4 protein-coding genes are annotated in these 5,275 nt (G+C 71.5%); all 4 read right to left on the bottom strand.

All coding sequences use genetic code 11. From position 1 onward, the window contains the following. Positions 1–272 precede the first annotated feature (272 nt). Complete coding sequence (locus ACFCY7_RS39675; protein WP_376490940.1) at positions 273–641, bottom strand: DoxX family protein; 369 nt, start codon at positions 639–641, stop codon at positions 273–275. A 183-nt stretch (positions 642–824) separates the two neighbouring features. Beyond that, positions 825–1,862, bottom strand: a complete 1,038-nt coding sequence (locus tag ACFCY7_RS39670) for an ABC transporter permease (protein ID WP_376490939.1) — start codon at positions 1,860–1,862, stop codon at positions 825–827. Then, a complete protein-coding gene (locus ACFCY7_RS39665) occupies positions 1,859–3,451 on the bottom strand; it encodes a sugar ABC transporter ATP-binding protein (protein WP_376490938.1) in 1,593 nt (530 codons plus the stop codon). The genes ACFCY7_RS39670 and ACFCY7_RS39665 overlap by 4 nt, the downstream gene beginning before the upstream one ends. A gap of 315 nt (positions 3,452–3,766) precedes the next feature. Then, positions 3,767–4,813: a substrate-binding domain-containing protein gene (locus tag ACFCY7_RS39660; RefSeq protein ID WP_376490937.1), complete on the bottom strand. Its 1,047-nt coding sequence runs from the start codon at positions 4,811–4,813 to the stop codon at positions 3,767–3,769. Positions 4,814–5,275 lie beyond the last annotated feature (462 nt).

Here is a 5,275-nt window from a genome sequence, read left to right as displayed (position 1 = left end):
ATCTAAACCCCCAAGTCCTACCCCGCGCACAGCGACGTGAGGATCAGCTACTGGCACTAGTGTCGCGTCGTAACTTCCGCGGCCTCGCCAGCCGCCCCACCGGCCGGCCGGTGGGGCGGCTGTCGGAGTGAACGCGGGCGGTGGCGGTGCCGGGTGCGTACGCGGCGGCGCCGGCGCGGCAGGCGGTGGTGGCGTGCGAGGTCCCCTCCTGGCGGCCGGCCGCTACTGAGCCGCGGGTCGGGGCCCGGGCGACCGGTCCGTGCTCGGGCCCGTCAGTCGCCGCGGCCGACGGAGCGCGCCCAGAGGATCAGCGGGACCTGGAGCGGCAGCCGCGCGTAGGCGACGGCCTTGGCGGGCGTGGGGCGGTTCCGCCAGTCGTGGGCCATCTTCACGTTGGCGGGGAACACCCCGGCGAAGAAGAGGGCTGCCGCCCGGGCGCTGCGGCGCCGGGTCGCAGGGACGGCGAGTCCGGCGGCGAGCGCGAGTTCCACCGCGCCGCTGACGGCGGTCCAGGTGCGGGGGCTGCCCGGCAGGGACTCGGGCACGATGGCGTCGAACTGCTTCGGGGCCGCGAAGTGGGCGACGCCCGCCGACGCGAGCAGGCCGGCCAGCAGCAGTGCGGAACGAGCGGATCGGGCCATGGCGGCGCTCCTGGGGCAGGGGGCGGGCGGGGCGTCGGATGCTCCGAGGGACGGACCGACGGTGTTACCGAATGGTAAGTATGGCGTATCGCAGCCCTCCGCGAATGCCTGTTCCCCATCCCCCCGAACAACCAGGACGGCCGGCGGTGCCGCTGGGGCATCGCCGGCCGTCCGAGGGGTCCGTCAGTGCGGGAGACCGACGGCGCGTTCGCCGCTGCGGCGCTGCTGGATGACGACGGCGATGACGAGGAGGGCGCCCTGGGCGACGTTCTGCCAGAAGGTGTTGATGCCCTGGACCGTCAGACCGTTCTCCAGGCAGCCGAGGAGGGCCACCGCGAGGAGGGTGCCACCGATGCCGCCCTTGCCGCCCTTGAGGGCGGCGCCGCCGAGGGCCGCGGCGGTGATGGCCTTGAGTTCGAGGCCTTCGCTGCCCGAGACGGGCTGGCCGGAGCCGGTGCGGGCCGTGAGGAGGATGCCGGCGACGGCGGCGACGGCGCCGATGAGGGTGTAGACGCAGATCAGGTACTTGTTGATGCTGATGCCCGCGAGGCGGGCGGCGGTGTCGTTGCCGCCGATCGCGTAGAGGTTGCGGCCGATGTCCGTGTACTTGAGCAGCAGGTGCACGGTGACGGCGACGACGACGAGGATCCAGACCATCACCGGCAGGCCGGCGATCTTGCCGCGGCCGAGGAAGACGAACAGGTCGTCGTTGAGGACGTATCCCTGCGCGCGCCCGTCGGAGAGGAGCTGGGCGAGGCCCTTGTAGGCGGCGAGGCCGGCGAGCGTGGCGATGGTGGGGTTGACCCGCCCGTAGACGATGACGACGCCGTTCAGCGCACCGACGAGGAGGCCGACGCCGACGGCGGCGGCCATGCCGAGGACGGCGCCCGAGCCGGTGGTGGTGAACACCATGGCGCTGACCACGGACGCCACGCCGACCTGGGAACCGACGGAGATGTCGAGGCCGCCGCAGATGATGACGACGGTCTGCACGATGGCGAGCAGGCCCGTGATGGTCGCCGCCTCGGCGATCACCTGCATGTTGGACAGGCTCAGGTAGTTGTCGTTGAGGACGCCGAACAGGACGAGGACGACGAGGAGCGCTCCGACGAGGCTGATGTTCTGACCGCCGATGCCGGCCAGGAACGCGGGGCGCCGCGAGGCGCGGCCGTCGCCGCCGGAGCCCTTGACGGTCGGTGCGGGGGTGCTGGTGAGGGTCATGACGAGGCTCCAGGGGCGGCGCCGACGATGTCGTCGGCCATGGCGAGTTCGAGGATGGCTTCTTCGGTGGCTTCGCTGCGGTCGAGTTCGCCGGTGATCCGGCCGCCCTGCATGACGACCACCCGGTCGGCGAGGCCGAGGAGTTCGGGGAGTTCGGACGAGATGACGAGCACGGCGACTCCCTCGGCCGCCAGGTCGGCGATGATCTGGTAGATCTCCGCCTTCGCGCCGACGTCGATGCCCCGGGTCGGCTCGTCGAGGATCAGCACCTTCGGCTTGCGGGCGAGCCACCGGGCGAGCACGACCTTCTGCTGGTTGCCGCCGGACAGCTTGCGCACCTCGTGGTCGATCGACGGGGTGCGTACCCGGAGCCGGTCGGAGAACTCCTGGGCGAGTCGGCGTTCCGCCGCGCGCCGCACGAAGCGGAAGCGCCGCAGCCGGTCCAGGACGACCAGGGAGGCGTTCTCCTTGATGCTCTGCTGGAGGAACAGCGCCTGCGCCTTGCGCTCCTCGGGCGCGAGCCCGAGTCCGGCGCGGATCACGTCACCGGGCCGCCCGCCGCGCAGCCGTACGCCGTCCAGCGTGGCCGTACCGGCGCGGATCGGCAGGTCGCCCGCGAGGGCGAGCGCGAGCTCCGAGCGTCCGGCGCCGATCAGGCCCGCCAGGCCGACGACCTCGCCGGCGTGCACCTGCAGGGAGATGTCGGTGACGTCGTCGGTTGTGAGGTTCCGGACGTCGAGGACCAGCCGGTCCGTGGCGACCCGCTGCCGTACGAACATGGCGGAGAGGTCGCGGCCCACCATCAGCCGTACGAGCTCGCCCTCGTCGGTGGTGCGGGCGTCCTGCACGCCGACGAGGGTGCCGTCGCGCAGCACCGCGATGCGGTCGGCGAGCTGGAAGATCTCCTGCATGCGGTGCGAGACGTAGACGATCGCGATGCCGTCGTCGCGCAGCCGCCGGATCAGCGCGAACAGCGCGTCGACCTCGTGCTCGGACAGGGAGGAGGTGGGCTCGTCGAACGCGATCAGACGGGCGGCGGTGCCGCCGGTCAGCGCCCTCATGATCTCCACCAACTGCCGCTGGGCGGGCGTGAGCTGGGAGCCGAGCAGGTCCGGATCGAGGACGTGGGAGAAGCCGAGGCGCTCCAGGTCGGCCCTGATGCGCCGGTCGAGCTCGGCCCGGTCGAGCAGCCGCCCGCGCTTGCGGGGCAGGGCTCCCGCGTAGACGTTCTCCGCGACGGATATGTGCGGAACGATCTCGGGTTCCTGCGGGATGATCCGGATGCCGGCGGCCCGGGCGCGGGCCGGGGAGTCGAGCGTGACGGGTGCTCCGTCCACGACCACGTGCCCCTCGGTGGGCTGGTGGTCGCCGGTGAGGATCTTGAGCAGGGTGGACTTTCCCGCACCGTTCTCCCCCATGAGGGCGGTGACCTGCCCGGCCGGGAAGTCGAGCGTGACGCCGCCGATCGCCCGTACCTCGCCGAAGCGCTTGATGATGCCCGACACCCCGACGGACGGGGGGCGGGAGCCCGCGGAAGGCGGGCCGTCGGGGGATCCCGGAGCGGAGTCCGGGTGAGGGGATCGGGTCATGTCTCGGTTCACCTCGAAGGCAGGGTGCGGAGCGCGAAGTGCGGGGCCGGTCTGGGGGTGGGGACCCGACGCGCCGGACAGCGGGGGGATGGTCCGGCGCGCCGGGAGTGGGTGTGGGGGGAACCCGGCGCCTCGCGGGCGGAGGGCTCGGGGGCCGGGGCCCGCGCACCGGGGCGAAGGCGGGGGCGGTGCGCGGGAGGAGGGGCCTGGGCCGGCGCGTCGGGTCCGGGGGGGGGGTGGGAGGAGGGTCCGACGCGCCGGGCAGTGGGTCACCGGCCGGCGGCGATTCCGATGGCGGCCGCCGGCCGGGAGTACTCAGCCGCAGGTGACTCCGGCGGTCTTCCAGGAGGCGTGGTCGACCATGGTGGTGGGGGCGAAGGCTTCGGCGGGGAAGTCCTTGCCGTTCTTGAGCTTGTCGTACATGGTCTGGACGGCCAGGGCGCCGACGTCCTTGCCGTTGATGAAGAGCGCGGCCTTCATGCCGCTCTCCTTGTCCGACTGCCATTCCTTGCAGGCCAGGTAGGCGCCGAGGCCGACACCGACGACGTTCGCGGGCTTGACGCCGGCGTTGGCGAGCGCCGTGACGCCGCCCATCACGTTCTCGTCGTTGCAGCCCCAGATCACCCAGTTCTTGACACCGGCGTTGGCGGTGACGGTGGCGGCGATCTTGTCCTGGGCGCCGGTGGGCGTGTTGTCGGTGGGGACGTCGATGGTCTTCACACCGGGGACGGCCGCGTCGAAGGCCTTCTTGGCGGCCGCCACGCGGTCGCCGCAGACGGTCACGTCCTGCTTCCAGGCCGAGACGACCCGGGTGTCGGCGGCGGTCCAGCCCGCCTTCTGGAACTCGGCGGCGGCGCGCTTGCCGACCTCCTCGCCCATCTGGGCGCCGCTGAACCCGATCCGCGGCACCAGGTCGGCCTTGCCGCAGGCGGCCGGGTCCGGGCCGGTGGTGCAGATCTGGTCGTCGGAGGTCAGCAGGGCGACCTTGCCGTCCTTCGCGGTCTGCACGACCTGCGGGCCGACGGCCGGGTCGGGCACGACGATGATGACGCCGTTCGTCTTCTGCGCGATCGCCGACTGCACTTCGCTGACGGTCTTGTTGGCGTCGTTGCCCAGGTTCACGACCTTGAGGTCGATGCCGAGCTCTTCGGCCTTCGCCTTCGCGCCGGCGGCCTCGCCGATGAAGTACTCCTGGTCGCCCTGCTTCTGGAGGTACGTGATCGAGATCTTCCCGTCGACCTTGGCGACCTGGTCGTCGCCGCCGGTCGCGGCCTTCCCGGACGAACAGGCGGCCGAGGTCAGGCCGAGCGAGACGACGAGTGCGGTGGCGGCGGCCACACGGCGGGGTGCGGAACGGAACATCGGGGGCTCCTTAGTGCGGGCGACGACCGCCGCGTCCGGCGTGCGGGTCGTGCGGGTCGTGCGGGGCGGAGGAGGGGCGGGCCGCGGAGTGCTGGGCACCCCGCCTGGGCATCACAATCCCTCGAAACCAAACAGATTCAAACGCGCAAGACCATGACACCGCCTAGCCGTCCGAACCGTCAAGCCCCGTGGCAAGTTGAGATACGTCCGTAATCAGAGCCGCTCAGAGCCGTAATCGACGTACGAGATAGGAGACTTGATGATTGTCGTGCACATGTCATCTCTGAAGGGGAATCGCACAGAAACGAACGCACGAAGGCTCCGACCGCCCCTCGCGAGAAGGGGCAGCCGAAGCCGCGGTGTCGAGCTACTTGTTGACGGTGAAGCCCTGGTCGTTGCCGTACTTCACGCTGGCTTCCTGCCAGGCCTTGAGGCCGGCGTCGAGCTTGGTGGAGGTGACGT

The sequence above is a fragment of the Streptomyces sp. NPDC056361 genome (genome assembly GCF_042262805.1).
In the GTDB taxonomy this organism is placed as follows: domain Bacteria; phylum Actinomycetota; class Actinomycetes; order Streptomycetales; family Streptomycetaceae; genus Streptomyces.
The sequence above is the reverse complement of the archived record's forward strand: the minus strand, read 5'-3'. Positions and strand labels throughout refer to the sequence as shown.